24 protein-coding genes and 1 riboswitch are annotated in these 25,660 nt (G+C 65.7%); of the genes, 5 read left to right on the top strand and 19 right to left on the bottom strand.

Features of this window, described 5'->3' with window-relative positions; all coding sequences use genetic code 11:
- Position 1: 1 nt before the first annotated feature.
- From ACODS9_RS16710 to cobO, 6 genes are read right to left on the bottom strand one after another with little or no spacing between them, the layout of a single operon-like run.
- On the bottom strand, positions 2–1,456 hold the full coding sequence (locus ACODS9_RS16710; RefSeq protein ID WP_489094323.1) for a cobyric acid synthase: 1,455 nt from the start codon (positions 1,454–1,456) through the stop codon (positions 2–4).
- The gene (gene cobD, locus ACODS9_RS16705) at positions 1,453–2,445 is read right to left on the bottom strand and encodes a threonine-phosphate decarboxylase CobD (RefSeq protein WP_489094322.1); all 993 of its coding nucleotides are present in this window, start codon (positions 2,443–2,445) and stop codon (positions 1,453–1,455) included. Before cobD ends, ACODS9_RS16710 begins: the two co-directional genes overlap by 4 nt.
- Positions 2,438–3,346: an adenosylcobinamide-phosphate synthase CbiB gene (gene cbiB, locus ACODS9_RS16700; protein WP_401106358.1), complete on the bottom strand. Its 909-nt coding sequence runs from the start codon at positions 3,344–3,346 to the stop codon at positions 2,438–2,440. Before cbiB ends, cobD begins: the two co-directional genes overlap by 8 nt.
- The gene (bluB, locus tag ACODS9_RS16695) at positions 3,343–3,993 is read right to left on the bottom strand and encodes a 5,6-dimethylbenzimidazole synthase (protein WP_489094321.1); all 651 of its coding nucleotides are present in this window, start codon (positions 3,991–3,993) and stop codon (positions 3,343–3,345) included. The genes cbiB and bluB overlap by 4 nt, the downstream gene beginning before the upstream one ends.
- A complete protein-coding gene (locus ACODS9_RS16690) occupies positions 3,990–5,285 on the bottom strand; it encodes a cobyrinic acid a,c-diamide synthase CobB (protein ID WP_401106361.1) in 1,296 nt (431 codons plus the stop codon). Before ACODS9_RS16690 ends, bluB begins: the two co-directional genes overlap by 4 nt.
- Entirely contained in the window at positions 5,282–5,893 is a 612-nt protein-coding gene (cobO, locus tag ACODS9_RS16685) for a cob(I)yrinic acid a,c-diamide adenosyltransferase (RefSeq protein ID WP_046854540.1), read from the bottom strand. Before cobO ends, ACODS9_RS16690 begins: the two co-directional genes overlap by 4 nt.
- A 112-nt stretch (positions 5,894–6,005) precedes the next feature.
- A riboswitch (cobalamin riboswitch) is annotated at positions 6,006–6,216 on the bottom strand.
- 149 nt (positions 6,217–6,365) lie between these two features.
- Here cobO and ACODS9_RS16680 point away from each other — a divergent pair.
- Positions 6,366–6,944: a hypothetical protein gene (locus ACODS9_RS16680; RefSeq protein WP_401106365.1), complete on the top strand. Its 579-nt coding sequence runs from the start codon at positions 6,366–6,368 to the stop codon at positions 6,942–6,944.
- A gap of 6 nt (positions 6,945–6,950) precedes the next feature.
- Here the strand turns inward: ACODS9_RS16680 and ACODS9_RS16675 are convergent, their stop codons facing one another.
- From ACODS9_RS16675 to ACODS9_RS16650, 6 genes are all read right to left on the bottom strand, one after another.
- Positions 6,951–9,500: a dermonecrotic toxin domain-containing protein gene (locus ACODS9_RS16675; RefSeq protein ID WP_489094320.1), complete on the bottom strand. Its 2,550-nt coding sequence runs from the start codon at positions 9,498–9,500 to the stop codon at positions 6,951–6,953.
- A 120-nt stretch (positions 9,501–9,620) separates the two neighbouring features.
- Positions 9,621–10,154 (bottom strand): C40 family peptidase, encoded by a 534-nt coding sequence (locus ACODS9_RS16670; RefSeq protein ID WP_401106370.1) that lies wholly within the window; start codon positions 10,152–10,154, stop codon positions 9,621–9,623.
- Positions 10,155–10,300: 146 nt separating this feature from the next.
- On the bottom strand, positions 10,301–10,942 hold the full coding sequence (locus tag ACODS9_RS16665; RefSeq protein ID WP_489094319.1) for a C40 family peptidase: 642 nt from the start codon (positions 10,940–10,942) through the stop codon (positions 10,301–10,303).
- Positions 10,943–11,067: 125 nt separating this feature from the next.
- Entirely contained in the window at positions 11,068–11,772 is a 705-nt protein-coding gene (gene hda, locus ACODS9_RS16660; RefSeq protein ID WP_031314897.1) for a DnaA regulatory inactivator Hda, read from the bottom strand.
- 197 nt (positions 11,773–11,969) lie between these two features.
- Positions 11,970–13,043, bottom strand: coding sequence for an AI-2E family transporter (locus tag ACODS9_RS16655; RefSeq protein WP_489094318.1), 1,074 nt, complete (start codon positions 13,041–13,043; stop codon positions 11,970–11,972).
- A 12-nt stretch (positions 13,044–13,055) separates the two neighbouring features.
- Complete coding sequence (locus ACODS9_RS16650; RefSeq protein ID WP_367858170.1) at positions 13,056–14,111, bottom strand: DUF2066 domain-containing protein; 1,056 nt, start codon at positions 14,109–14,111, stop codon at positions 13,056–13,058.
- A 342-nt stretch (positions 14,112–14,453) separates the two neighbouring features.
- Here ACODS9_RS16650 and purM point away from each other — a divergent pair, with 342 nt between their 5' ends.
- The 4 genes from purM to ACODS9_RS16630 all read left to right on the top strand — a co-directional run bounded on the left by purM (position 14,454) and on the right by ACODS9_RS16630 (position 17,260).
- Positions 14,454–15,512, top strand: coding sequence for a phosphoribosylformylglycinamidine cyclo-ligase (gene purM, locus ACODS9_RS16645; RefSeq protein WP_046854533.1), 1,059 nt, complete (start codon positions 14,454–14,456; stop codon positions 15,510–15,512).
- Positions 15,512–16,165 (top strand): phosphoribosylglycinamide formyltransferase, encoded by a 654-nt coding sequence (gene purN / locus ACODS9_RS16640; protein ID WP_046854532.1) that lies wholly within the window; start codon positions 15,512–15,514, stop codon positions 16,163–16,165. Before purM ends, purN begins: the two co-directional genes overlap by 1 nt.
- 8 nt (positions 16,166–16,173) lie before the next feature.
- Positions 16,174–16,884: a DUF3108 domain-containing protein gene (locus ACODS9_RS16635; RefSeq protein ID WP_489094317.1), complete on the top strand. Its 711-nt coding sequence runs from the start codon at positions 16,174–16,176 to the stop codon at positions 16,882–16,884.
- A gap of 193 nt (positions 16,885–17,077) precedes the next feature.
- Positions 17,078–17,260 carry a hypothetical protein gene (locus tag ACODS9_RS16630; protein ID WP_023630170.1) on the top strand — a complete coding sequence of 61 codons (183 nt, stop codon included), beginning with the start codon at positions 17,078–17,080 and terminating at the stop codon, positions 17,258–17,260.
- A 46-nt stretch (positions 17,261–17,306) separates the two neighbouring features.
- Here ACODS9_RS16630 and ACODS9_RS16625 read toward each other — a convergent pair whose 3' ends face one another.
- The 7 genes from ACODS9_RS16625 to ACODS9_RS16595 form a co-directional block, all read right to left on the bottom strand.
- Positions 17,307–17,846 (bottom strand): DUF2058 domain-containing protein, encoded by a 540-nt coding sequence (locus tag ACODS9_RS16625; RefSeq protein ID WP_489094316.1) that lies wholly within the window; start codon positions 17,844–17,846, stop codon positions 17,307–17,309.
- Positions 17,847–17,872: 26 nt separating this feature from the next.
- Positions 17,873–18,706, bottom strand: a complete 834-nt coding sequence (gene mazG / locus ACODS9_RS16620) for a nucleoside triphosphate pyrophosphohydrolase (protein WP_023630168.1) — start codon at positions 18,704–18,706, stop codon at positions 17,873–17,875.
- Positions 18,707–18,792: 86 nt separating this feature from the next.
- Positions 18,793–21,033, bottom strand: coding sequence for a GTP diphosphokinase (relA, locus tag ACODS9_RS16615; protein WP_046854530.1), 2,241 nt, complete (start codon positions 21,031–21,033; stop codon positions 18,793–18,795).
- 99 nt (positions 21,034–21,132) lie between these two features.
- On the bottom strand, positions 21,133–22,491 hold the full coding sequence (gene rlmD / locus ACODS9_RS16610) for a 23S rRNA (uracil(1939)-C(5))-methyltransferase RlmD (protein WP_489094315.1): 1,359 nt from the start codon (positions 22,489–22,491) through the stop codon (positions 21,133–21,135).
- Positions 22,491–23,390 carry a cysteine synthase CysM gene (cysM, locus tag ACODS9_RS16605; protein WP_046854528.1) on the bottom strand — a complete coding sequence of 300 codons (900 nt, stop codon included), beginning with the start codon at positions 23,388–23,390 and terminating at the stop codon, positions 22,491–22,493. The genes rlmD and cysM overlap by 1 nt, the downstream gene beginning before the upstream one ends.
- Positions 23,391–23,484: 94 nt before the next feature.
- Positions 23,485–24,885 carry a HAMP domain-containing sensor histidine kinase gene (locus ACODS9_RS16600; protein WP_489094314.1) on the bottom strand — a complete coding sequence of 467 codons (1,401 nt, stop codon included), beginning with the start codon at positions 24,883–24,885 and terminating at the stop codon, positions 23,485–23,487.
- 3 nt (positions 24,886–24,888) lie between these two features.
- On the bottom strand, positions 24,889–25,605 hold the full coding sequence (locus ACODS9_RS16595) for a response regulator transcription factor (protein WP_489094313.1): 717 nt from the start codon (positions 25,603–25,605) through the stop codon (positions 24,889–24,891).
- Positions 25,606–25,660 lie beyond the last annotated feature (55 nt).

Here is a 25,660-nt window from a genome sequence, read left to right as displayed (position 1 = left end):
TTCAGGCGACTCCACACAGTTCGCGCAGGCGCGCGGTGTCCAGGTGCTGCTCGACCAGATCGGCCAGGCGCTCGATATCGCGCTCGCGCAGGGCCTCGTAGTCGATGGTCTGCGCATCGGCCAGCCCGGCCCAGCGCAGCAGCGCGGCGCACGACTGGCTACCCTCGAACAGGCCATGCAGGTAGGTGGCGAGGATCTGCCCGTCGGCGCTGATGGCGCCATCGGCACGGCCGTCGGCCAGCTGCACTGCGGGGCGCTCCAGCGCTGGGCCGCTGGTGACGCCGGCATGGATTTCATACCCCGCCACCGGGGCCTGCTCGAGATCGAGCGTGCCCGCCACGTTACGCAACTGCTTCTCGGATTCCAGCACGGTGCTGTACGCCAGCAGGCCCAGGCCATCACTGGAGCCGGCCGGCCCCTCCAGGCCCAGGGGATCATGCACCTGCTCGCCGAGCATCTGCAGGCCACCGCAGATGCCGATGAGCTTGCCGCCATAACGCAGGTGCCGGGCGATGGCCGTGTCCCAGCCGCGCTCGCGCAGTTGCGCCAGGTCGCCGCGCACGCTCTTGGAGCCAGGCAGGATGATCAGGTCGGCTGGCGGAATCGGCTGGCCCGGGCCGATGAACTGCAGGTCCACCTGAGGGTGCAGGCGCAGCGGGTCGAAGTCGGTGTGGTTGCTGATGCGCGGCAACACCGGGACGATCACCTTCAGCAGGCGCTCACTCTTTTCGCCCTGGCGCGTATCGATACCATCCTCGGCCTCCAGGTGCAGGTCGGTGACGTAGGGCAGCACGCCCAGCACCGGCTTGCCGGTGCGCTGCTCCAGCCAGTCAAGGCCAGGTTGCAGCAGGGCGATGTCGCCACGGAAACGGTTGATGACGAAGCCCTTGACCCGCGCCTGCTCGCTCGCCGACAGCAGCTCCAGGGTGCCGACCAGATGGGCGAACACGCCGCCCCGGTTGATATCGGCCACCAGGATCACCGGGCAGTCGACGGCCTCGGCGAAGCCCATGTTGGCAATATCGCCGGCCCGCAGGTTGATCTCCGCCGGGGAGCCAGCACCTTCGACCATCACCACCGGATAGGCTTCGCTCAAGCGCTTGTGGGAGGCCAACACCGCCTGCATGGCGATGGTCTTGTAGTCGTGATAGGCCACGGCGTTCATGCTGGTCACCGCCCGGCCATGGACGATCACCTGCGCGCCGGTGTCGCTGTTGGGCTTGAGCAGCACCGGGTTCATGTCGGTGTGCGGCGCCAGCCGGCAGGCCTGGGCCTGCACCGCCTGGGCTCGACCGATCTCGCCGCCGTCGGCGGTCACGGCGCTGTTGAGCGCCATGTTCTGTGGTTTGAACGGCACCACGGCGATGCCCTGGCGCAGCAGCCAGCGGCACAGGGCGGTGACCAGCGTGCTCTTGCCGGCATCGGAGGTGGTGCCTTGCACCATGAGGGTGGTCATGCCGATTCCTTGTGGTAGTCCGCCAAAGCCTGGGCCAGGCGTTGTTCGTCCGCCGCCGTGGCGGGCAGGCCGAAACGCAGCGCCGACGGCCGCTCGAACAGCCGCACCAGGATGCCCCGGCGAGCGAGATAGTCATGCAGGTGCGCGGCACGTTCGTCACGCACGTACTGGAACAGGTCGCAGCCACCGCTAGGTGGCAGGCCAGCGCCTTCGAGCGTCATGGCCAGGCGCTGGCTGGCCTGGGCGCAACGGGCAATCTGCGCCAGGTGCGTCGCCTCGTCGGCGAAGCACGCCTGCCCCAGCACTCGGGTCGGGCCACTGACGGTCCAGGGCCCAAGCGCCTCGGCCAGTGGCCGCAACACATCCGCCTCGGCGACGACGAAGCCCAGCCGCACGCCGGCCAGACCGAAGAACTTGCCGAACGAGCGCAGCACGATCAGCCCGGGTTGTCCGGCCTGATCGACCACGCTGTGTGCCGGCGTGTTGTCCATGAAGGCTTCGTCCACCAGCAACCAGCCACCCCGCGCAGCCAGACGCGCATGCCAGGCCAGCAGCCGTTCACGGGGCACACAGCGACCGGTGGGGTTGTTGGGATTGACCAGCACCAGGACATCCAGGCTGTCGAGTACGTCCTCGACCTGGGCCTCATCCAGCTCGACCAGCGCATGCCCCGCCCGCGCCCAGGCATGCGGATGTTCGGCATAGCATGGCGTCAGCACCCCGACCCGAGTGGTCGGGCGCAGGTACGGCAAGGCCTGGATCGCCGCCTGCGAGCCGGCCACCGCCAGCAGCGGCTGCGCGCCATAGTAGCGCCGTGCAGCCGCCTCCAGGCCGTCCTCGGTCTCGGGCAGTCGAGCCCAGGCGTCCACGGGAATCGGCGGTATCGGGTAGGGCCAGGGTGCGATACCACTGGACAGGTCGAGCCACTGGTGCCGAGGGATCGCGTACTGTTTCACCGCCCGTAGCAGGCGGCCACCGTGCTCAAGCATTCAGGTAGGCTCCCACGCAGATCAATAGCACCCACAGCCACACGCCGCGCTGCACCAGGCTCCAGCCACGCTCGATGGCATCAGCGTCGGCCATCGGCCCCTCGCCCAGGCGCGGGCGTTCGTGCAGCTCGCCGTGATACACCGCCGGGCCACCCAGCTCCACCCCCAGGGCACCGGCCCCCGCCGCCATCACCGGGCCAGCGTTGGGGCTGTCCCACAGCGGCGCCTGCTTGCGCCAGCAGGCCAGGGCCAGGCGGGTCTTGCCCAGCAGCGCATAGGTCAGCGCCACCAGCCTGGCGGGAATATAGTTCAGCCCATCGTCGATGCGTGCCGCGCACCAGCCGAAGCGCTCGAAACGTTCGTTGCGATAGCCCCACATGGCATCCAGGGTATTGCTCAGGCGGTACAGCACCACCCCCGGCGCCCCGGCCACGACGAACCAGAACAGCGCGGCGAATACCGCATCGCTGCCGTTCTCCAGCACCGACTCGGTGGCCGCCCGGGCCACGGCAGGCTCATCCAGTTCGCGGGTCTCGCGGCTGACCAGGTAACCGACGCGCCGCCGCGCCTCCTCCAGGTCGCCCTGGCGCAGCGCCTGGGCCACTGGCAGCACATGCTCGCCCAGGCTGCGCAGGCCCAGGGCGCAATACAGCGCCAGCACGTCCACCAGCCAGCCGATAACAGGCAACCAGGAAAGGATCAGCGCCAGCAAGGTCAGCGGCACCACCGCCAGGAACCAGGCCGTGACACCGTGGCTGCGCCAGCCCCGGCCACCGGCGTTGAAACGCTGCTCCAGGCGCGCGGCAAGGTTGCCGAAACCGACCAGGGGATGGCGCCGCCGCGGCTCACCCAGCAGTGCATCCAGGGCCACGCCAGCCACGGTCAGCAAGGCCACGCTCATGGACATTCCCCCCACTGGTTCTCGTACAGCATGTCACTCAACGGCCGTTGCTCGGCCCAGTCTTCCAGCACCAGCATCGGCGCTGGGTAGAATTCGGTCACCGGCCCCAGGCACAGCACCGCCATGGGCTTGGCGCCTGCGGGCATGCCCAGCAGCTCGGCCAGAGCCTGTGGCTCGAACAGCGACACCCAGCCCATGCCCAGCCCTTCGGCCCGCGCCGCCAGCCACAGGTTCTGGATGGCGCAGGCCAGCGAAGCCAGGTCCATCTCCGGCAGGGTGCGGCGGCCGAAGACATGCGCCTCGCGCTTGTCCATCAGCGCAGCCACCAGCACCTCGGCGCAGTCGTTGATGCCTTCGACCTTGAGCTTCATGAACTCATCGGAGCGCTCGCCCAGGGCTTCGGCGGTGCGCAACCGCTCCTCCTCCACCAATGCCTGGATACGTTCGCGCAAACCGCGCTGGCTGATACGAATGAAGCGCCAGGGCTGCATCAGGCCCACGCTGGGGGCCTGGTGAGCAGCGGCCAGCAGACGCCCGAGCAACTCGGGCGCCACCTCGCCGCCGGCGAAATGGCGCATGTCGCGGCGCTCACCGATGGCCCGGTAGATCGCAGCGCGCTCAACGGCGCTGTACGCGTGTTCGCTCATGGTCGCAACAGCGCCGCCGCCGCGTCGGGGTTGGACGGAAAATAGAAATGCACGTAGGAAGCGGTCAGCCGTCCCAGGCGGTAGACCGCCTCGTTGCCGCGTCCGCCGTTGGGGCTCAGGCCCCGGGCAATCGGTTCCAGCTCGGTGCTGGTCAGCGAATGGTGATAGGTGTGGCCACGCAGGGTGCCTTCGGGCAACTCGACGGCCTGCAGGGCCAGGGCCGCCAGGCGCTTCTGCATGGTCGCCTCGCCCGGCAGCAGGCCTGCCAGCGGCGCACGCACACCGGCCACATCGGTCAGTGCGTCGAGCAGGTAGAGCATGCCGCCACACTCGGCCAGCAGCGGCTTGCCCTCGGCGTGGTGGCCACGGATCGCCTCCAGCATCGGTGCGTTGGCGGCCAGGGCCTGATGGTGCAGCTCCGGGTAGCCGCCTGGCAGGTACAGGCTGTCTACATCAGGCAGTTCCCGATCATGCAACGGCGAGAAGAATTCGAGCTGCGCGCCGAGGCTGCGCAGCAGATCCAGGTTGGCGCCATAGGTGAAGGCGAAGGCTTCGTCATGGGCCACCCCGATGCGCACCCCGGCAAGCGGCGTGGTCACGCCCAGCGGCTCAGGTCGGGCAAAACCGACCGGTGGCGGCAATGCGGCATCGCAGCTGGCACCGAGCGCTTCGGCGGCAGCATCCAGGCGCGCATCCAGGTCGTTGAGTTCACTGGCCTGGACCAGGCCGAGGTGGCGGCTGGGCAGCTCGATGCCACGCTCGCGGGACAACCCGCCATACCAGCGCAGGCCTTCGGTGAGGCTGCCTTCGAGCAACTGCGCGTGGCGCAGGCTGCCAACCCGGTTGGCCAGCACCCCGGCGAACGGCAGGTCGGGCTGGTAACGCGCCAGGCCCAGGGCCAAGGCACCGAAGGTCTGGGCCATGGCCGTGCCATCGATCACCGCCAGCACCGGCACGCCGAAATGGCGGGCCAGGTCGGCGCTCGACGGCGTGCCGTCGAACAGCCCCATCACGCCTTCGATCAGGATCAGGTCGGCCTCGCCCGCCGCTTCCCACAGCAGGCGACGACTCTCCTCGGCACCGATCATCCAAAGGTCCAGCTGGTAGACCGGCGCGCCACTGGCACGCTCGAGGATCATCGGGTCGAGAAAGTCAGGCCCGCACTTGAACACCCGCACCTTGCGCCCGAGGTTGCGGTGCAGGCGGGCCAGGGCGGCGGTGACCGTGGTCTTGCCCTGGCCCGAGGCCGGGGCCGCGATCAGCACGGCGGGGCATTGTCGCGAGTCACTCACAGCTCGACGCCCTTCTGTGCGCGGATACCGGCCTGGAAGGCGTGCTTGAGCATGCCCATCTCGGTGACGGTGTCGGCCAGCTCGATCATTTCCGGCTTGGCTGCACGACCGGTGACGATCACATGCTGCATCGGTGGGCGGGCCTGGATGTCCGAGAGCACCTGGTCGAGGTCGAGGTAGCCATGCTTGAGGGCGATGTTGAGCTCATCGAGCACCACGAACTGGATCGACGGATCCTGCAGTAACTGGCGCGATACCGCCCACGCGGCCTCGGCGGCGGCGATGTCACGCTGGCGGTCCTGGGTCTCCCAGGTGAAGCCCTCGCCCATCACGTGATAGCGCACCTGCTCGGGGAAGCGCCGGAAGAACAACTCTTCGCCGGTGCTGTTGCGGCCCTTGATGAACTGCACCACGCCGCATTGCATGCCATGGCCCAGGGCGCGGGCGAGCATGCCGAAGGCCGAACTGCTCTTGCCCTTGCCATTGCCAGTCAGTACCAGCAGCAGGCCGCACTCGTTGGGGGAATTGGCGATGCGCTCGTCGATGATCGCCTTCTTGCGCAGCATGCGCGCCAGGTGACGTTCGTCGCGTTCGGTGGATTCGCTCATCAGGGGTCTCCGCAGGCTGTCGCCGGTTGGCGACAGGGAAAAGGCGGGCAGACGGAGAACGCGCAGGAGCCGTGGCCCCAGGCCACATCGCACCGCACATCACCCTCCGTGATGCCGTTGGCAGTGACAGGCCGGTCTCCGGGCTCGCGAGCGGGACATGCCCGGGCCACGCGCCTTCTCGGGTACTAGTGTCCCTGCGCAGCCTTCTACTCACCTACCGTTGCGGGGGCAGCGCCGGATTCGCGCCTGCTGGCGCCCACCGGCTTCCCAGTTTCACCCTGCCGAACCTCGGTTCGCCGGGCACCTGAAACACGCCGCGAAGGTTAGAGGGTTGCACCGGGAGCGTCAATCGAACGAGGACCGATCTGGCCTGGATCAATGGCCGATTCGCCAGCTTGTGCCACACTCAAAGCAGTGATATCACATAGCCACCATTTCGGCTGACCTCGATCACAATGACAAGGAGCGCAGCATGCAAGGCCTGATCATCAACAACCCGCGCCTGGAATTCCTGCGCCCGGCCCTGGAACGCTGGGTCGACTGCATCGACCGCTTCAACCAGTTCCAGGGCGACAACGAAGCCCCTTACTGGCACGGCGCCGCCGCCAATGCCGGGCTGCTCGCGGCAGCGGCCTGGCAGGCCGAGCTGGTGGCGCTGCAGCAGTACACCAGCAAGAAGCAGCGCGACGAAGGCGAGCGCGAAGCCCGTGGCGACCTGGCCATCAGCAGCGCCGAGGAGTCGATCCACCTGCACACCAGCCAGCGCTGGCCACGCATTGCCCGCCTCGACCTGGCGCCGGCGCTGCAGGAAACCGCCAACCAGGCCAAGGCGATCGCCTACGCCAGCCAGCTCAAGGCCGGGGCTTTGTTCGTCACCCCGTGGAAGGCCGGCCAGCACGCCAGCCCCGAGGAGCTGCAGGACCTGGTCGACGACCTGCAGAAACACACCGCCTGCGCGATCGCCTGGTACTTCCCCTATGCCTACCGCAAACTGCACAACGAATCGGGTCAGTATTATCCTGGCGTGGCCCTGCTGCTCAAGCAGGCTTGAGGTTGATCAGCCCCCGAAGAAACGGCTTGCCAGCGCCTGATTGTCCAGCCTGGCGGCGTACGCCTCCAGGTCGAATGGCTGTCCGGTGCGCAGGTCGTAAAAGGTCCCGTTTGCGGGGCGCTGCACCTCATTGAGCACTACGTTGACGAAGCGGTAATCCTCCCCTTCGATCTCACTCAAGGCGGCTATGCGAAAGCAGGTACCCGGCAGGAACAGGGTCTCGGCTTCCGGCGGGAGGCTTGAAAACAAGGTAATCGGCACCCCATGCTGGTAGTGTCCGGTTGGCAGCTCGAACACCACCGAGGTGTCATCGAACACGCCTTCGAGTCCCAGGGCAGTGCGCTGATCGAGGTCGGCGGCGAAGCGACGCACGATGTATGGGTTTTCCGTAAAAGAAGCCAAGTCGGTGTTGACCAGCAGATCGCCGACCTTGAGCTGACCACTGCGGAAATGATGACCACTGGTGCCGCGTCCGCCAAAACCGCCCCGATACAATGGAACCCCGTTATCCACCGGCAGATCGCTCAATGTGTCGGCAAGCTTGTTCACATAGCTCACCTCATCGCCATAGGCGAACTCCCGCCGCCCTTCGCGCAGAAACTTGTTTATCTCCGAGTCTTCCTCGGTGTAGGTGTAGATTAGATCGTTACGATAGTGACCCCCTTCACGGAAGGTGTATACCGGCGCGTCATCGACCGTGATGTAAAAGAAGCCATCCGTATCCAGAAGGCTGCCCGCCCCGGCCACCGATGGAAACACCCTTTCAGCCAGCAACGCACGATGCCGAGCCTTGGCGATGTTCGACAGGGCGCTGGTACGCAACGGGTCGGTGCGCATGTATTCGTCCCAGAACGCCGACCCTGCCCTGACCAGGCCCGCTTCGCCCGAGGGCGGATTCCCGCCTGCCAGCCGTGGCCGCTCCAGCAACTCCCACTCCCCTGTCTCGGACAGCCGGACTGGCTGGATGGGCACATAGGCAAACGGATTGTCCGGCGGCACGATGAGCCAGTGCTCGAATTCGGGACTGTAGCGCACCCGGTAAGGCAGCCCCTGCAAAGTGATCCACGTCTCCCCCGAAGCCCCCAGCTCGATTCCCACGAGCCATCCCTGGGCCCGGATCGGCGCGTTGAGCACCTTGTTGGCCACGCGCCCTGCCAACTGCGTACCTGGGGTTTCCGACACCGCCCAACCACTCAACGATAGGCCGCGCTCGTGAAAAGGTGCCACATGAGAGAGCGATGCCAAGCTGCTGCCAAATCCGACCTCGACCATGCCCAGGGCTGCGAAAACGCTCTCGACAATCGCCATGCGCAGCGCCGCCTTGCGCCCTTGCACATCCCTGGCATGGAGCGCGGCATCGACATCCAGGCCGACCTTGGCCACTGTCGCCCCGACCAGGACCAAGGTTGCCGGCCAGCCCAAAGGGGCGAAGCCACCGAAGATCTGCAGGAAAGCGCCCAGGTAGCCACGCCACATGCCCTTGCGCAACTCACTATTGCTGATGATGCTCTCGGCGCTGCGGCGCATTTCCGCCTGCGCTTGATCGGCCAGCAAGGCAAAGTAATTGCCCGCCACCGGCTGTGCAGTGGCCATGAGCAACGTCAGCGTCTGCGTGGCGTCGGGTGCGTCGGCCAAGGCCTGGAGCGCATTGCGGATCGCAGTGGCTGCCAAGGCATGTGGGTCAGCTACCAGGGCGGCCAGGTAACCGGCCATCACCGTGTCGTTCTGGAGTTGTCGGCGAAGCCATGCTGCCATTGCCATAGGCGACTCGAAGGCGTGCAAGGCCTCCTGCGCCCAAGGCAGATACAACACTGCCCGACCTCCGGGCAAGTGGAAGCAACTCATAGCTGCCCGTTGGCTGCCACCCACGGCATACCAGTTCACCGTGAGCGGTGACGCGGCATGCCGGCGCAATCCCTCGAGCGTCGGCGTCGCCTCGAGTGTCGTCAGCTGTTCGTCCACCCTCTGCCGCAGATACTGGGCATCAGCCTCGGTCAGGCAATCCGCCTTGCGCGCGGCAGCGATGTGCGCCAGCAGGTTGACCTTGGACAGGACACGGAAATCTTCAGCATGGCGAGACCAGAACAGGGCAACGTGCTCACGATGCTTCGCAGCGAAATCGAGTGCCCAGAAGTCATCCCGGACATCCCCCGCCAGCAGCCTGACTTCGTTGCGCTCGTCAAAGCACGTTGCCCCTGAGGGTTGCCGATAGAAACCGCCGTATACGTCCAGCTCATCGCTCGCCTCCTGAAACGGCAGGTCGAAGCGCTGGATCATCAACTGGAGAAAATCCATGGAGCGGGCCGGCGGCCCGCTGTGGGCCCAACCGGTGAAACTGCGGCTACTGGAACTGGCGTGATTGAACTGATGCCACCACACCCTCTCGGGGTCCAGCCGCTTGCCCGTGCGCCTGAGCAAGATTGCCCGCGCATTGCTCAAGGCCAGCTGATAAGGGTCGGGATAGTCCTGCAGTACGTCGTCGACGAGCTGGACGAGGGCATGCCCTGCGCCAAGCACCTGAAGGTTATGGCAGAGGGTGTGTTCGAGAGATGTCATGTTCGATTCCTGAAGCTGGGCTGGAATCGAACATGATCCAAAAAGGCGCGCGATACGTTGGGGTAGATACCTATGCCCGGGATACTCAACGCGCCAGGGCTGAATTGCTCCGAAGCGTGATCAGGGGTTCTGCGCCAGGTGCCCCTCCGGGATCACCCGCTTGGCCTGCAGGTAGGCCTTGGCCCAATAGCTGTTGGACAGGTAGTCCAGGCGCACGGTACCGCCAGCGGACGGTGCATGCACGAAACGCCCCTCGCCCACGTAGATCCCGGCATGGCTCACCTGCGAGCCACCGCCAGTGGCGAAGAACACCAGGTCGCCCGACTGCAGGGCGTTGATATCCACGTTCGGCGCACGCATCACGATCATGTCGCGGGTAGTGCGCGGCAGGTTGATGCCGGCGGCGTCACGGTACACGTAGCCAATCAGGCCGCTGCAATCGAAACCGGCGTCCGGCGTGTTGCCGCCCCAGCGATAGGGCGTGCCCACCAGGCCAATGGCGCGGAACAGCACATCGTCCGCCGCGGGCGACGACGGCGACGGGTTGAATACCATTGGGGCCTTGGCCATCGGTGCCGGAGCGGGCGCACGGCTGGAGCAGGCCGCGAGCAGGGCCACGAGGGAGAGGAATGCGAAGCGCGCCAACATCGCCATGATGTAAACGTCCTGTCGGGAAGCCCTCGGCCATGACCGAAGGTAAAAAGAGTTGAGAATTTAGATTAGCTGCTTTCTGTAAATGCGCACGGCGGCGAGCTTTTCAGCTACGCCGCCGTGGCAGGGTACAGCATTTTGATATCAATTCAATTGCGCGAGATCGTGGTTGGCGCCATGGCGAGCGCGCGTTTGGCCTCGATGAAGGTCTTGCTCCAGTAGCGATCGCCCAGGCTGTCGATGCGCACGCCACCGCTGCGGCGGCTGCTGGAATGGATGAACTGGTTGTCACCCAGGTAGATGCCGGCGTGGCTGACACGACCACGACCGTTGGTGCTGAAGAACAGCAGGTCGCCGGGCTTGAGCTTGTTGCGGGCGACTTTCGGTGCGTCGACGTTGATCATCTCGCGGGTCGAGCGCGGCAGGTTCATGCCGGCCTCTTCGCGGAACAGGTAGCCGATGAAACCGCTGCAGTCGAAGCCGGACTTCTCGGAGGTGCCACCGAAGCGGTAGCGGGTACCGATCAGCGCCATGCCGCGTTCGAGAATGCTGTCGGCCAGCACGGGCAACTGGTACGGCTTGCTGTTGCTGGAAAATGCCTCGAGGTCATCTTCGCTGGCGAGCTCTTCCTCGGTGAATACGGAAGAGGCAGAGGCCTTGGCCTTGGCCTTGACCGATTGCTCGGTGGCCATGCGTTGATCCTGCGAAGGCGCGACCGGGCCGGTGGAGGCACAGCCGTAAAGAAGGGTGACAAGTGCAAGTGGCACGAGGGGTGCGAAGCGCTTCAGCATGGGCACGACCGTGTCTGTAGTCCTTTAGAAGGGGGAAACTATGCCTTCTATCGGACCCATTTGCAAATTTTATCGAAAAACATGTGACTTTTCCGATTCGACGCTCTGGCACCGTGTTTTCAGCGCTACCAGCCGAGGGTTTCCTTGAGGAATGGAATGGTCAGCTTGCGCTGGGCCTGCAAGGAAGCCTGGTCGAGACGCTCGAGCAGGTCGAATAGCGCGCTCATGCTGCGCGTGCCACGGGTGAGGATGAAGTGGCCAACTTCGTCGGTCAGGTGCAGGCCGCGGCGCGAGGCGCGCAGTTGCAGGGCGCGCAGCTTGTCCTCGTCGGACATCCCGCGCATCTGGAAGATCAGCGCCAGGGTCAGCCGCGACTTGAGGTCGGCCAGCTTGATCGGCAGCTCCCGCGGCGAGCTGGAGGCTGCCAGCAACAGGCGCCGGCCACTGTCGCGCAGGCGATTGAACAGGTGGAACATGGCCTCTTCCCAGTCGGCCTTGCCCGCGATCACGTGCAGGTCATCGATGCATACCAGCTCGTATTGCTCGAGATGGTCGAGCAGTTCGACGCCACGCTCGAGCAATTGCGCCAGGGGCAGGTAGACGGCGGGCTCGCCGAGTTGCTGGAAGCGGTGGGTGGCGGCCTGCAACAGGTGGGTACGGCCCACGCCCTGCTTGCCCCACAGGTAGATGAGGCTTTCGGTCCAGCCGGCGTCGGCTTCGCAGAGCCGCTCGACATAGCCCAGTGCCGCGGCATTGGCGCCGGGGTAGTAGTTGATGAAGGTGGCGTCGTCGCGCAGACGCACACCCAGGGGCAACTGGATCGGTTTCATGCTCGCGGGCGGTCGCGGGGACCACAGGGGGCCTTTGATGAACAGTGTGCAAAGTCTATACCCGCAACGCGGGCGGCACAATCCGGCAGGGGAATAGCACAAGTAAAATCAAGCAGTTGCGTTGCTGGTCAAGCCCGCTCCGACGCCCCTGAGTGTTCAAGACTCCGGGCAAGGGAGCGCGCTTGCCCCGCGATTGTTCACAGATCCGGGTCTATTTCCCCGGCATACATGTCCGATTCCTTGTACAGGTCGTGGACATGGCGCAACAGCACCATGATCACCGCCGCCACCGGCAGCGCCAGCAGCACCCCGGTAAAGCCGAACAGCTCGCCGCCAGCCAGGATCGCGAAGATCACCGCCACCGGATGCAGGCCGATGCGATCGCCCACCAGCAGCGGCGTCAGCACCATGCCCTCCAGCGCCTGCCCGACCATGAACACCGCGACGATACCGAGCATGGGATAGAGGTCGCCGCCGAACTGGAACAACCCGGCGACCAGCGCCGCGCCGATACCGATGATGAAGCCCATGTACGGCACGATCGCCGCCAGCCCCGCCAGCATGCCGATCAGCAGGCCCAGCTCCAGGCCCACCAACATCAGCCCCGAGGAATAGATGACACCCAACGCCAGCATTACCAGCAGTTGCCCGTGCACGAACGCCCCGAGCACCTCGTGGCACTCGCCGGCCAGCCCCACCACTTGCGGCTCGCGCTGGCGCGGCAGCAGGCTGCGCAGCTTGGCCATCATCAAGTCCCAATCGCGCAGCAGGTAGAAGCCCACCACCGGGATCAGCACCAGGTTGGCCAGCCAGCCGATCAGCGCCAGGCTCGAGGCGGTGGCCTGGGACAGCAGCACGCCGACGATATCGGTGGTCTGGCCCATGTGCTCGCCGATCGCGGCCTTGATCTTGTCGAACTTCCAGAAGCCATCCGCCAGGCCCAGGCGGCTCTGCACCCAGGGCAGCGCCACGTGCTGCAGCCAGTCGAGCATCTGCGGCGCCAGCTCGTACAGGCGCAGCAGCTGCTTGGCCAGCATCGGCACCAGCACCAGCAGCAGGGCCAGGAAGATCAGGGTGAACAGGCTGAACACCACCACCACGCCCCAGGTGCGCGACAGCCCGAGCCGCTCCAGGCGATCGACCAGCGGGTCGGCGAGGTAGGCCAGCAGGATGCCCACCAGGAACGGTGAGAGGATGTTGTGCAGGAAGTACAGCAGCACGGCGATTACCAGGGCCGCGCCCAGCCAGATCCAACGACGCATGTCAGTCATTCGCGCCACTCCTTACCAGCGAAAGCGCAGGCCGTCGAACGGCGTTGCGGCAGTGGTGGGCGGCGGTGTGCCGGTATCGCCCTGCGCGCTCGGCGCAGGCGGGGCGGCGGCTGGCTCGGCAGGCAGCTCCTGCAGCTTGGCCAGGCCCAGCTGGGCGCGCAGTTGCTCGCGATTGCCGCTGACCCGGTAAGTCAAGGTGCCGCCCTCTGCCATCTGCAAGCGGGCGCCATAAGGCTCCAGTACCCGGCTCAGTTCGGCGTACCGCTGCAGGTTCATCCCCTGCACCTGTACCTGCAGGTCGCTGCTGGCGCCGGGCCGCGTGACATAACGCGGCGCCAGGCGGTTGCTCACCGCCAGCAGCACCGCATCGGCCAGGGCCGCCTGGTCGCTGCCCTCGGCGTTGCCCTGTTCGCGCTGGTCGCCCAGCCACAACTGCCACTTGCCCTGCCACTTGCCGTCGGCCTCATGGGCGTGCACCGCCAGCAAGGCGTCGGCGCCATAGCGCTCGGACGCCTCGCGCAGCGGCGCGGGGTCGTTGCCCTCGAGCAGCTTGGCATTGGCCACCAATTGCTCCTGCAGATCGGCCAATGGCAGGCGCAGGGGCAGGCCGCGATGCTGGGCAGCCCGACGCAATGGCTCGGCGGCGCTCTGGCCATCGCCGACCAGGCTGCTGCCCTCGACACTGTCGTTCAACCACCAGCCCAGGACCGACGGCCGGTTGCTGCCCCACAATGCCAGCCCGGCCTGGCGCAGGGCGCGCTCGGTGCTGCCGGGGTCGAACTCGACCAGCACCGACTCCGGTGGGCCTGCCTCGGTACCGACCTGATTGATGATCTGTTGCGGGTCCTTGCGCAGCGCGGCCAGTGCCGGGTTCTGCGCGGCCTTCGGGTCGCCGGTCAGGCGCAGCACCAGGGTATCGAGCGCCTTGCCGGTCGCCTGGGCGCGGGCCTCGCTGCCCTGCCCTTCGACGGGCTCGCGAACCTGATACAGGCCCGAGACGGTTTCGGCCTGCGCGAGGGTGCCGGCCACAACGAGGCAGGCGCCAGCAAGGAAATTGAGAAGACGCATTGAGGATTCCTGTCCAGATGACCTTGGGGCGACGCGCCCTTGCCTGTGGGCTGTGACCGCGCCACGCTGGAAAATGCTCCGTCGTGCCGCACCTTTGCGCACGTCGCCATGCCTATACCTTATACAGGCGCCGACGCGGCAACCAGTCGCACGGGGTGAAACAGCGCTTTTTGCCCAGATTTCCCGCCTGCCCGTCGGCCTGAGGATGGCCGCCTTGGGGCAACCCTGATAAAATCGCGCGCCTTCGCAGACCAGTGACGTACAGGCAGCCGCCGTTTCTGAAAGTGGCCTTGGCCGTCCCGGTCGTTTTTCTGAATCCCTCCCTCCTAAAGGCCTGGATCAATGAGCAAGCAACCCTCCCTGAGCTACAAAGACGCCGGTGTAGACATCGACGCCGGCGAAGCACTGGTCGAACGCATCAAGGGCGTCGCCAAGCGCACCGCACGCCCTGAAGTCATGGGTGGCCTGGGCGGCTTCGGCGCCCTCTGCGAGATCCCGGCCGGCTACAAGCAGCCGGTGCTGGTCTCCGGCACCGACGGCGTCGGCACCAAGCTGCGCCTGGCGCTGAACCTGAACAAGCACGACAGCATCGGCCAGGACCTGGTCGCCATGTGCGTCAACGACCTAGTGGTGTGCGGCGCCGAGCCGCTGTTCTTCCTCGACTACTATGCCACCGGCAAGCTCAACGTCGACGTGGCCGCCACCGTGGTCACCGGCATCGGCGCCGGTTGCGAACTGGCCGGCTGCTCGCTGGTCGGCGGTGAAACCGCCGAGATGCCAGGCATGTACGAAGGCGAAGACTACGACCTGGCCGGCTTCTGCGTCGGCGTGGTGGAAAAGGCCGAAATCATCGACGGCTCGAAAGTGGTCACCGGCGATGCCCTGCTCGCCCTGCCGTCCTCCGGCCCGCACTCCAACGGCTACTCGCTGATCCGCAAGATCCTCGAAGTCTCCGGCACCGACATCGACAACACCCAGCTCGATGGCAAACCGCTGGCCGACCTGCTGATGGCGCCGACCCGCATCTACGTCAAACCCCTGCTGCAGCTGATCAAACAAACCGGCGCGGTCAAGGCCATGGCCCACATCACCGGCGGCGGCCTGCTGGACAACATCCCGCGCGTGCTGCCAAAAGGCGCCCAGGCCGTGGTCGACGTGGCCAGCTGGCAGCGCCCGGTGGTGTTCGACTTCCTGCAGGAAAAAGGCAACGTCGACGAACATGAAATGCACCGCGTGCTGAACTGCGGCGTGGGCATGGTCATCTGCGTGGCTCAGGACCAGGTCGACAACGCCCTGAACGTGCTGCGTGCCGCTGGCGAGCAGCCGTGGGTCATCGGCCAGATCGCCGAGGCCGCCGAAGGCGCCGCCCAGGTCGAGCTCAAGAACCTCAAGGCACACTGATGCCGGGCAAGACCTGCAACGTCGTGGTACTGCTGTCGGGCTCCGGCAGCAACCTGCAAGCGCTGATCGACAGCAACAGCGCCAGTGACAGCCCAGTACGCATCCGCGCGGTGATTTCCAACCGCGCCGATGCCTACGGCCTGGAACGCGCCAAGGCAGCCGGTATCGACACCGCGGTGCTCGCGCACACCGGCTTCGACGGTCGCGAAGCCTTCGATGCGGCGCTGATGGCGCTGATCGACGGCTTCGCACCCGACCTGGTGGTGCTGGCCGGTTTCATGCGCATCTTGAGTGGCGGCTTCGTGCGCCACTATCAAGGCCGCCTGCTCAACATACATCCGTCACTGTTGCCCAAGTATAAAGGGCTGCACACCCACCAGCGTGCGCTGGAGGCTGGCGATGCCGAGCACGGCTGCAGCGTGCACTTCGTCACCGAGGAACTCGATGGCGGGCCTTTGGTCGTACAGGCTGTGGTGCCGGTTGCAACGGACGACACCGAGCAGACGCTCGCCCAGCGCGTGCACCTGCAGGAACACCAGATCTACCCGCTGGCGGTGCGCTGGTTCGCCGAAGGACGCTTGCGTCTGGGCGAGCACGGTGCATTACTGGATGGCCAGCCGCTGGCGGCCAGCGGTCACTTGATTCGATCCTAGGAGAATTTATGCGTCGCGCCCTGCTCTTGGCTCTCGCCGTGCTCGCCCTGCCCCTCCAGGCAGCTGATCTGAAGCCTTTCGCGGCCAGCTACACCGCCGACTGGAAGCAGCTGCCCATGAGCGGCACTGCCGAGCGCAGCCTGGTGAAGAACGCCAACGGTACGTGGGACCTTAATTTCAAGGCCTCCATGATGATCGCCAGCCTGACCGAGCAAAGCACCGTCAAGCTCGACAACGACACCTTGCTGCCGCAGAAGTACCACTTCGAGCGTGGCGGCCTGGGCAAGGCGAAGAAGGTCGACCTTACCTTTGACTGGACCGGCAAGAAGGTGACCGGCAGCGACCGTGGCGACGCGATCAGCCTGCCGCTCAACCGCGGCGTGCTGGACAAGTCGTCCTATCAACTGGCGCTGCAGCATGACGTGGCCGCTGGCAAGAAAAGCATGACCTACCAGGTGGTCGACGGTGACGAGATCGACACCTACGACTTCCGCGTGCTGGGCACCGAGAAAGTGGCCACCAAGACCGGCCAGGTCGATGCGGTCAAGGTCGAGCGCGTGCGCGACCCTAGCCAGAGCAAGCGCATCACCGAGCTGTGGTTCGCCAAGGACTGGGACTACCTGCTGGTGCAACTGCGCCAGGTCGAGACCGATGGCAAGGAATACGTGATCGTGCTGCAGGATGGCACGGTGGACGGCAAGGCGGTCAAAGGCAACTGATAGCACTGCCTGCAATACCCGAAGCCCCGCCTTGTGCGGGGCTTCTTTTTTGATGAGTGCCTGTATTGCCCCACGATCGGCCCCTTTATGAAACTTGTTTCATCGCTGTTTTATTTACTTAGCCTGCTAACAAACTCTATAAAGAGGGTGTGCGACACGCTGTCGCAGCCAACTGAAGCAGTGGAGTTTAACGATGACAGTCCAAGTAACCGAACGCGACGAATCGAAAATGTCCCACGAAGGCCTGGCCGCTGGTGTGCGGATCTGGGATGTGCATCAACAGGGCCAACTGGTCGGGATGTTCCATGATGAGCACCAGGCCCAGCAGTACCGCATGGAGCTGGAATACCTAGAGAACCAGCGACCGTCGCAATAACACCCTCTTCAAACGAAAAACCCCGCCTAGGCGGGGTTTTTCATGCTTACCACATCAGATCGTCAGGGATCTTGTAGGCTGCGTACGGGTCGTCCTCGTCCGCCTCCTCGACATGGGTGTTGAGCAGCAGGATGCGATTGGGGTCGCGTTCCTGGATCTTCACCGCCGCCTCGCGTGGAATCACTTCATAGCCACCGCCATGGGCGACGACCGCCAGCGCGCCGTTGCTCAGCTTGCTGCGCATCAGGGCGTTGACGGCGATGCGCTTGACCTTCTTGTCATCGACGAAGTTGTAGTAGTCCTCGGTATTCAGCTTGGGCAGGCGGGTCGCCTCGATCAACTGCTTGATCTGCGCGACACGGGCCTTCTGCTCGGCCTTTTCCTGGACCTGGCGGTTCAGTTCCTGGTCTTTTCGGGCCTTCTCGGCCTGGGCTTCCTTGGCCAGGCGCTGCTGGCTGTCGTCCACCTCGACCTGGCCTTTGTGCTCCAGGCGTTTCTGTTTTTTCTCGGCCTTGTTGGTCTGAGAAACCTGTTTCTGGTTGACCAGACCGGCTTTGAGCAATTGGTCGCGAAGGGAAAGGCTCATGGAAGTTCACTCACTTATGCATCAGCTCAGCCGCAGCTGGGCAGGTTCTTTTCCTGACGCTTGGCCTCGCCCCACAGGGCGTCCAGCTCGTCGAGGGTACGATCTTGGATGTTCAGGCCCTGCTCGCGCAATGCCTGTTCGATGAATCGGAAGCGCCGCTCGAACTTGCGATTGGCGCGGCGCAGGGCGTTTTCCGGGTCGTGGCGCAGGTGGCGGGCCAGGTTGACGGTGGCGAACAGCAGGTCGCCCAGCTCATCTTCAAGCGCATCGCTGTCGCCATCGGCCATGGCCTGCAGCACTTCGTCGAGCTCTTCACGGACCTTGTCCAGCACCGGCAGCGCGTCCGGCCAGTCAAAGCCGACCGTGGCGGCGCGCTTCTGCAGCTTGGCCGCCCGTGACAGCGCAGGCAAGGCCGCCGGCACATCGTCGAGCAGCGAGAGCTGTTCAGGCTCGCTCTTCTCGGCGCGCTCCTCGGCCTTGATCTCTTCCCAGCGCGACTTGACCTGGGCCTCGTCCAGCATGGGGGTGTCCAGCGGCGCATAGAGCTCGCCGGTGGGGAATACATGGGGGTGGCGGCGGATGAGCTTGCGGGTGATCGCATCGACCACACCGTCGAACTCGAAACGCCCTTCTTCCCGTGCCAGCTGGCTGTAGTAGACCACCTGGAACAGCAGGTCGCCCAGCTCGCCCTGCAGGTGCTCGAAGTCGCCGCGCTCGATGGTGTCGGCCACTTCATAGGCCTCTTCGATCGTGTGCGGGACGATGCTGGCGTAGTCCTGCTTGAGATCCCAGGGGCAACCGTATTGCGGGTCGCGCAGGCGGGCCATCAGGTGCAGCAGGTCGTCGAGGGTGTAGGTCATGGATTGTCCTTACCGGCCTCATCGCGGGGCAAGCCCGCTCCCACGCTGTTGTAGCGTGGGAGCGGGCTTGCCCCGCGATGGCAGTCTCAAGGGGTACGGTTACGCCGCGTCTCGATGATGTTGGGCAACTGCGAGATCCTGCCGAGCAAGCGCCCCAAGGCGTCCAGGCCGGGAATCTCGATGGTCAGCGACATCAAGGCGGTGTTGTCTTCCTTGTTCGAGCGGGTGTTGACCGCCAGCACGTTGATCTTCTCGTTGAGCAGCACCTGCGAAACGTCGCGCAGCAAACCCGGGCGGTCGTAGGCACGGATGATGATGTCGACCGGGTAGGTCTGCACCGGGATCGGCCCCCAACTGACCTGGATCATGCGCTCCGGCTCCTTGCCCGCCAACTGCAGCACCGAGGCGCAGTCCTGGCGGTGAATGCTCACGCCACGGCCCTGGGTGATGTAGCCGACGATGGCATCGCCCGGCAGCGGCTGGCAGCAGCCGGCCATCTGAGTGAGCAGGTTGCCGACGCCCTGGATCTGGATGTCGTTGCGCTTGCCGGAACGGATGCCCCGCGCCTGGCGCGGGATCAGCTCGACCGGCTCCAGGCGCTCGGGTTCGAGCAACTGCTGGGCGGCGTTGACCATATGCGCCAGGCGCAGGTCGCCGGCACCGAGGGCGGCGAACATGTCCTCGGCGGTCTTGACGTTGGCCTTCTCGGCCAGGCGCTCGAAGTCCACCTGTGGCAGGCCCAAGCGCGACAGTTCGCGTTCGAGCAGGGTCTTGCCGGCGGCGACGTTCTGGTCGCGGGCCTGCAGCTTGAACCAATGGACAATCTTGGCCCGGGCCCGCGAGGTGGTCACGTAGCCCAGGTTGGAGTTCAACCAGTCGCGGCTCGGGCTGCCGTGCTTGCTGGTGATGATCTCCACCTGCTCGCCGGTCTGCAGGCTGTAGTTCAGCGGTACGATGCGCCCGTTGATCTTGGCGCCCCGGCAGTTATGGCCGATCTCGGTGTGCACCCGGTAGGCGAAGTCCAGCGGCGTCGAGCCCTTGGGCAGGTCGATGGCGTGGCCGTCGGGGGTGAACACGTAGACGCGATCCGGCTCGATATCGACGCGCAGCTGTTCGGCCAGGCCGCCGATATCGCCCAGTTCCTCGTGCCACTCCAGCACCTGGCGCAACCAGGAGATCTTCTCTTCGTAGTGGTTCGAGCTGGGCTTGACGTCGGTGCCCTTGTAGCGCCAGTGGGCACAGACGCCCAGCTCGGCTTCCTCGTGCATGCCATGGGTGCGGATCTGCACCTCGAGCACCTTGCCCTCGGGGCCGATCACCGCGGTGTGCAGGGAGCGATAGCCGTTTTCCTTGGGGTTGGCGATGTAATCGTCGAACTCTTTCGGAATGTGCCGCCACAGGGTGTGCACGATGCCCAGCGCGGTGTAGCAGTCACGCACTTCCGGCACCAGCACGCGCACCGCGCGCACGTCGTAGATCTGGCTGAACTCCAGGCCCTTGCGCTGCATCTTGCGCCAGATCGAATAGATGTGTTTCGCCCGGCCACTGATATCGGCGTTGACGCCGGTGGCCAGCAGCTCGTTCTGCAACTGGTTCATCACATCGCTGATGAACCGCTCGCGGTCCAGCCGGCGTTCGTGCAGCAACTTGGCGATCTGCTTGTACTGGTCGGGCTCGAGGTAGCGGAACGACAGGTCCTCGAGCTCCCACTTGATATGGCCGATACCCAGGCGGTGCGCCAGCGGCGCATAGATGTCGAACACCTCGCGGGCCACGCGCAGGCGTTTCTCGTCATCGGCGGACTTCACCGCCCGGATGGCGCAGGTGCGCTCGGCCAGCTTGATCAGCGCCACGCGCACGTCGTCGACCATCGCCACGAGCATCTTGCGCAGGTTCTCGACCTGCGCCTGGGAGCCGAGCACCAGCGACTGGCGCGGGCTGAGGCTGGCACTGATGGCCGCCATGCGCAGCACGCCGTCGATCAGCTTGGACACCACCGGCCCGAAGCGCTGGCCGACCTCGGCCAAGGTCACCTTGCCTTCGCGCACCGAACGGTAGATGACCGCCGCCACCAGGGAATCCTGGTCGAGCTTGAGGTCGGCGAGGATTTCGGCGATCTCGAGCCCCGCCTGGAAACTGGACGTGCCATCGGCCCAGGAATGCTTGGCCGGGTTGCCTTTCTTCTCGACCTCATGGGCAAACTCGCAGGCCTCTTTCAACCCCGGGCGATCGAGTTGCGAATCGACGCTCACCACATGATCGAGCCATGCTTCGAGATTGATACTGCCGTCGTTGTTGACCGGCTGGTGCACTCTCACCTGTACCATCTTTGCTTTACCTTTCCATACAGCGCACCACGCGGGTGCACTGGCTATCACCTGTGCGCCCCTCACTCCCTGAAGGCCGCACCAAGAGGGCCAGCCCGGCTAGCCCGCTTCGAATAACGCCATGGCCTCGACATGCGCCGTCTGAGGAAACATGTCGAGAATCCCGGCCCTTTTTAACCGGTACCCCTGCCCGACCAGCACTTGCGCGTCACGCGCCAGCGTGGCCGGGTTGCACGATACGTAGACCAGCCGTTTCGCACCCAGCCGGGCGATGCCCTGCACCACCTCGAAAGCCCCGTCGCGCGGTGGATCCAAGAGTACCGCAGAAAAGCCCTCGGCAGCCCATCCGGCGCCCGCCAAAGGCTGCGATAAATCGGCCTGAAAAAACCGTGCGTTATGCACATTGTTGGCGTGGGCATTGGCCTCGGCACGGCTGACCATGGCCTGCACGCCTTCCACCGCCACCACCTCGCGCGCCTGACGCGCCAGGGGCAAGGCAAAATTGCCCAGGCCGCAGAACAGGTCCAGGACCCGCTCATGCGCCTGGGGCGCCAGCCAGGCCAAAGCCTGCTGGATCATCAAGGTATTGACCTGGGCATTGACCTGGACGAAGTCGCCCGGTCGCCAGGCCAGCTCCAAGCCCCAGGGCTCCAGGGCAAAGCCCAGTTGCGCCGTGGCCTCCACCGGTGCCGGCTCGCCCTCGCCTTGCAGCCACAACTGGGCGCCGGCTTCGCGGCAGAATGCCTCGAGCCGCGCCAGGTCTTCACTTGGCAATGGCGCCACATGCCGTACCAACACCGCCTCGGCGGTACCGCTGAACAGTTCCACATGCCCCAGCGCCTGCGGCTTGCTCAAGCTGCGCAACACAGTCGGCAGGTGGCGCATGATCGCCTGCAAGGGCTGTACCAGCACCGCGCAGTCGTCGATGGCAACGATGTCCTGGCTGGCCTCGGCGCGGAAACCGACCTCCAGCTGACGCGCCTTGGTGTCCCAGCGTACCGCTACCCGCGCCCGGCGGCGGTAGCCGAATTCCGGTCCGCACAAGGGAACAGCCCACTCTTCGGGCTGCACGCCGGCCACCCGCTGCAACTGCTCGGCGAGCAGGCGCTGCTTGAGCGCCAGTTGGCCGTCATGGGGCAGGTGCTGGAGGTTGCAACCGCCACAGCGGGCGTAATGCCGGCAGGGCGCCTCGCGGCGCTCGGCGCTGGCCTGGAACACCCGCTCCAGGCGCGCCTCGACCACTTTGCCGCGTGCGGCAAGCACCCGCGCCTCGACGTCTTCGCCGCCCAGCGCGCCGCTGACGAACCAGGTGCGGCCCTCGCTGAAGGCGATGCCACGGCCGTCACCGGCCACGCGCTCGATCAGCAGGCGCTGCTTCTTGCCCACCGGCACTTGTGCGGCACGGTTGCCGCCGGCCGGCTGGAAACGCAGGCCGGTATTGCTTTTCTTTCTGGACATCAGGTCGGATCGAACAGGCCGGTGGAAAGGTAACGGTCGCCGCGGTCGCAGATGATGGCGACCATCACCGCGTTCTCGACTTCACGGGACAGACGCAGCATCGCCGCCACCGCCCCGCCGGAGGATACGCCACAGAAAATGCCCTCTTCGCGGGCCAGGCGACGGGTGGTTTCCTCGGCCTCCTGCTGGGACATGTCGACCACGCGGTCGACCCGGGTGGCGTCGAAGATCTTCGGCAGGTACTCGTGGGGCCAACGGCGAATGCCCGGAATGGCCGAGCCTTCCATCGGCTGCAGGCCAATGATCTGCACCGCCGGGTTCTGCTCCTTGAGGTATTGCGAACAGCCCATGATGGTGCCGGTCGTGCCCATGGAGCTGACGAAGTGGGTGATCGTGCCCTGGGTCTGCTGCCAGATCTCCGGGCCCGTGCTGTTGTAGTGCGCGATCGGGTTGTCGCCGTTGGCGAACTGGTCAAGCACCAGCCCACGGCCTTCGGCCTGCAGTTTTTCCGCGAGATCGCGGGCCCCTTCCATGCCCTCTTCCTTGGTCACCAGGATCAACTCGGCGCCATAGGCGGTCATGGCCGCCTTGCGTTCGGCGGTGGAGTTGTCCGGCATGATCAGGATCATCTTGTAGCCTTTGATCGCCGCGGCCATGGCCAGGGCGATGCCGGTATTGCCGGAGGTGGCTTCGATGAGGGTGTCGCCGGGCTTGATCTGGCCACGCAGTTCGGCACGGGTGATCATCGACAACGCCGGGCGGTCCTTGACCGAACCTGCCGGGTTGTTGCCTTCGAGCTTGAGCAGCAAGGTATTGCTGGTGTTCCCGGCGATGCGCTGCAGGCGAACCAGCGGCGTATGGCCGACGCAGTCGGCGATGGTTGGGTACTGCAGGGTCATGGGCGTTTTCGCAATCCGGACGGCAGGGGCGCCTATCATACCGGCAAACCCGGCGCGGCCATATCACGCAATTGTCGGTGGTTATAGCGGGTAGCTATAAGCAGTTGCTCCCTGGCAGCGGGCCTGCCCGCGCCGGACCAACCGACGGCCCCGCTTCATGGGCAGGCAGGCGCATGCACAGGCGCAGGCCACGCTCGCCATTGACCGCCCACACCAGCCCACCCTGGCGGCGGATCGCATTGCGGGCAATGCTCAAGCCCAAGCCGAAGCCACCGTCCCCGGGCCGCGCCCCGTCCAACCGGGAAAACGGCGCGAAGATCCGCTCGAGGTCTTCCTCGGCCACGCCACCGCCGTCATCCTCCAGGTCGATACGCCAATACCCACCTTCACGCCAGCCGCCCAGGCGCACCACACCCGCCTCGGGCGAGTGACGGATGGCGTTGCGCAGCATGTTCTCCAGCGCCTGGGCAAGGTCGTTGAGGCTGCCCCGCACCCAGCAGTCCGCCGGCAACGCACAGTGCAACCGCCCAGGTGCCCAGCCGCTTTCGTAACAGGCATTTTCGCTGAGCAGGTCCCACAGCGCCGGCACCTGGATCGGCTCCAGGTTCACCGGGGCGCGCTCGGCGTCCTGCCAGGCCAGTTGCAAAGTGTCCTCGACCAGCTGCTGCATGCCATCCACCTCGCGGTGCAGGCGTTCGCGCAGGCGCTGCAGGTCGGTCTCGCCGTCGCAGGCCACGCGCAGGCGGCTGAGCGGTGTGCGCATCTCGTGGGACAGGTCGCGCAGCAACTGCTGCTGCAAGGCCACGGTGCCCTGCAGGCGCTCGGCCATCTGGTCGAAGGCCCTGGCCAGTTCGCCCAGCTCGTCCTTGCGCCGTGTGGTGCGCGAATCCAGGCGCGCCGCCAGCTGATCGGCGCGCCAGGCGTTGGCCTGTTCACGCAATTGATTGAGCGGCACGATCAGCATGCGGTACAGGCCGACGCACAACAGCAAGGTGAACAGCCCGGGGATGATGCCGTTGGTGACGATGCGCCAGAACAACCGGTACTGGCCCGGGTTGAAACGCTCCGGCAGCTCGATCACCAGCATGCCCTGCTCCGGCGCGCCGGGGAACGGCAGGCGCAACCAGGGCTGGCCGATACTGCGCCGGCTCATCGGCCAGTCGACGCCGCGCAGGCGGGTCAGGCGCTGGGCCTGCCCGGCGGTGAGGTCGGCGCTGCCCAACGGCTGCAGGTCGCCATCGAGCACCCCCACCCAGCCTTGCTCGCGCCCACGCATCTCGGCCAGCCAGGCGTCGACCCCATCAGCGCCGCCGCTGCGCCAGGCCTGCTCCGCCTCGGCCGCATAACCACGCAGCACTTGACGCGCAGGTTCGGAAAGGAAGGCGTCCTGGGTCTCCATATGGCGACCCCAGCTGTAGCTGAGGCCGATCATCAGCAGGCAGAAGCCCACCAGCAGGACGGTCAGTTTCCAGAACAGCGAATGGCGATCAAGCACGGTTCAGTCGGCCTCGCCCACGCCGAACACATAGCCCTTGCCCCAGACGGTGCGGACCTGCCGCTCGTGATAGCCGATGGCCTTGAGCTTGCGGCGGATCTGGCTGACGTGCATGTCCAGGCTGCGGTCATGCCGCGAGTAGCCCCGCTGCAACACCTGCTGGTAAAGGAACGGCTTGCTCAGCACCTCGTCCTGGCTGCGATGCAGGGTGTCGAGCAGGCGGTACTCGCTGGGCGTCAGCCCGGCCCACTGGCCGGCGAGGCAGACATCGGCCGCCTGCTCATCGAAGCGCAACTGCCCCGCCGCCACCTCGCGCGGTGCCTGCGCCCGGCGCTCGAAGGCCACCCGGCGCAGGATCGCCTCGATGCGCACCCGCAGCTCGGCGAAACTGAAAGGCTTTGGCAGGTAATCGTCCGCGCCGCGTTCGAAGCCGCTGATACGGTCAGCCTCGGCCCCCAGCGCGGACATCAGGATGACCGGCGTGGCGCTGCGTCGGCGCAGGCTGGCCAGGGCGTCCAGACCATTGAGGCCGGGCAGCAGGATGTCCAGCAGGACCAGGTCGAAGACTTGTCGCCCCGCCGCCTCGAGCCCCTCCAGGCCACTGCGGCACCAGGTCACCTGGAAGCCGCCACGGCGCAGCTCTTCGTGCAGGTAGGCACCGAGCACGGGGTCGTCCTCGATGGCCAGGATGTTGGTGGCGTGAATAGCTTCGGGATGCATTGGCAACTGCCATCGATTCTCAGTTGCGTGATTATTGGGCAAGCACTCCCGGCAA

It is taken from the genome of Pseudomonas sp. FG36 (assembly GCF_057809275.1).
This window is presented reverse-complemented; position numbering and strand designations above follow the sequence as displayed.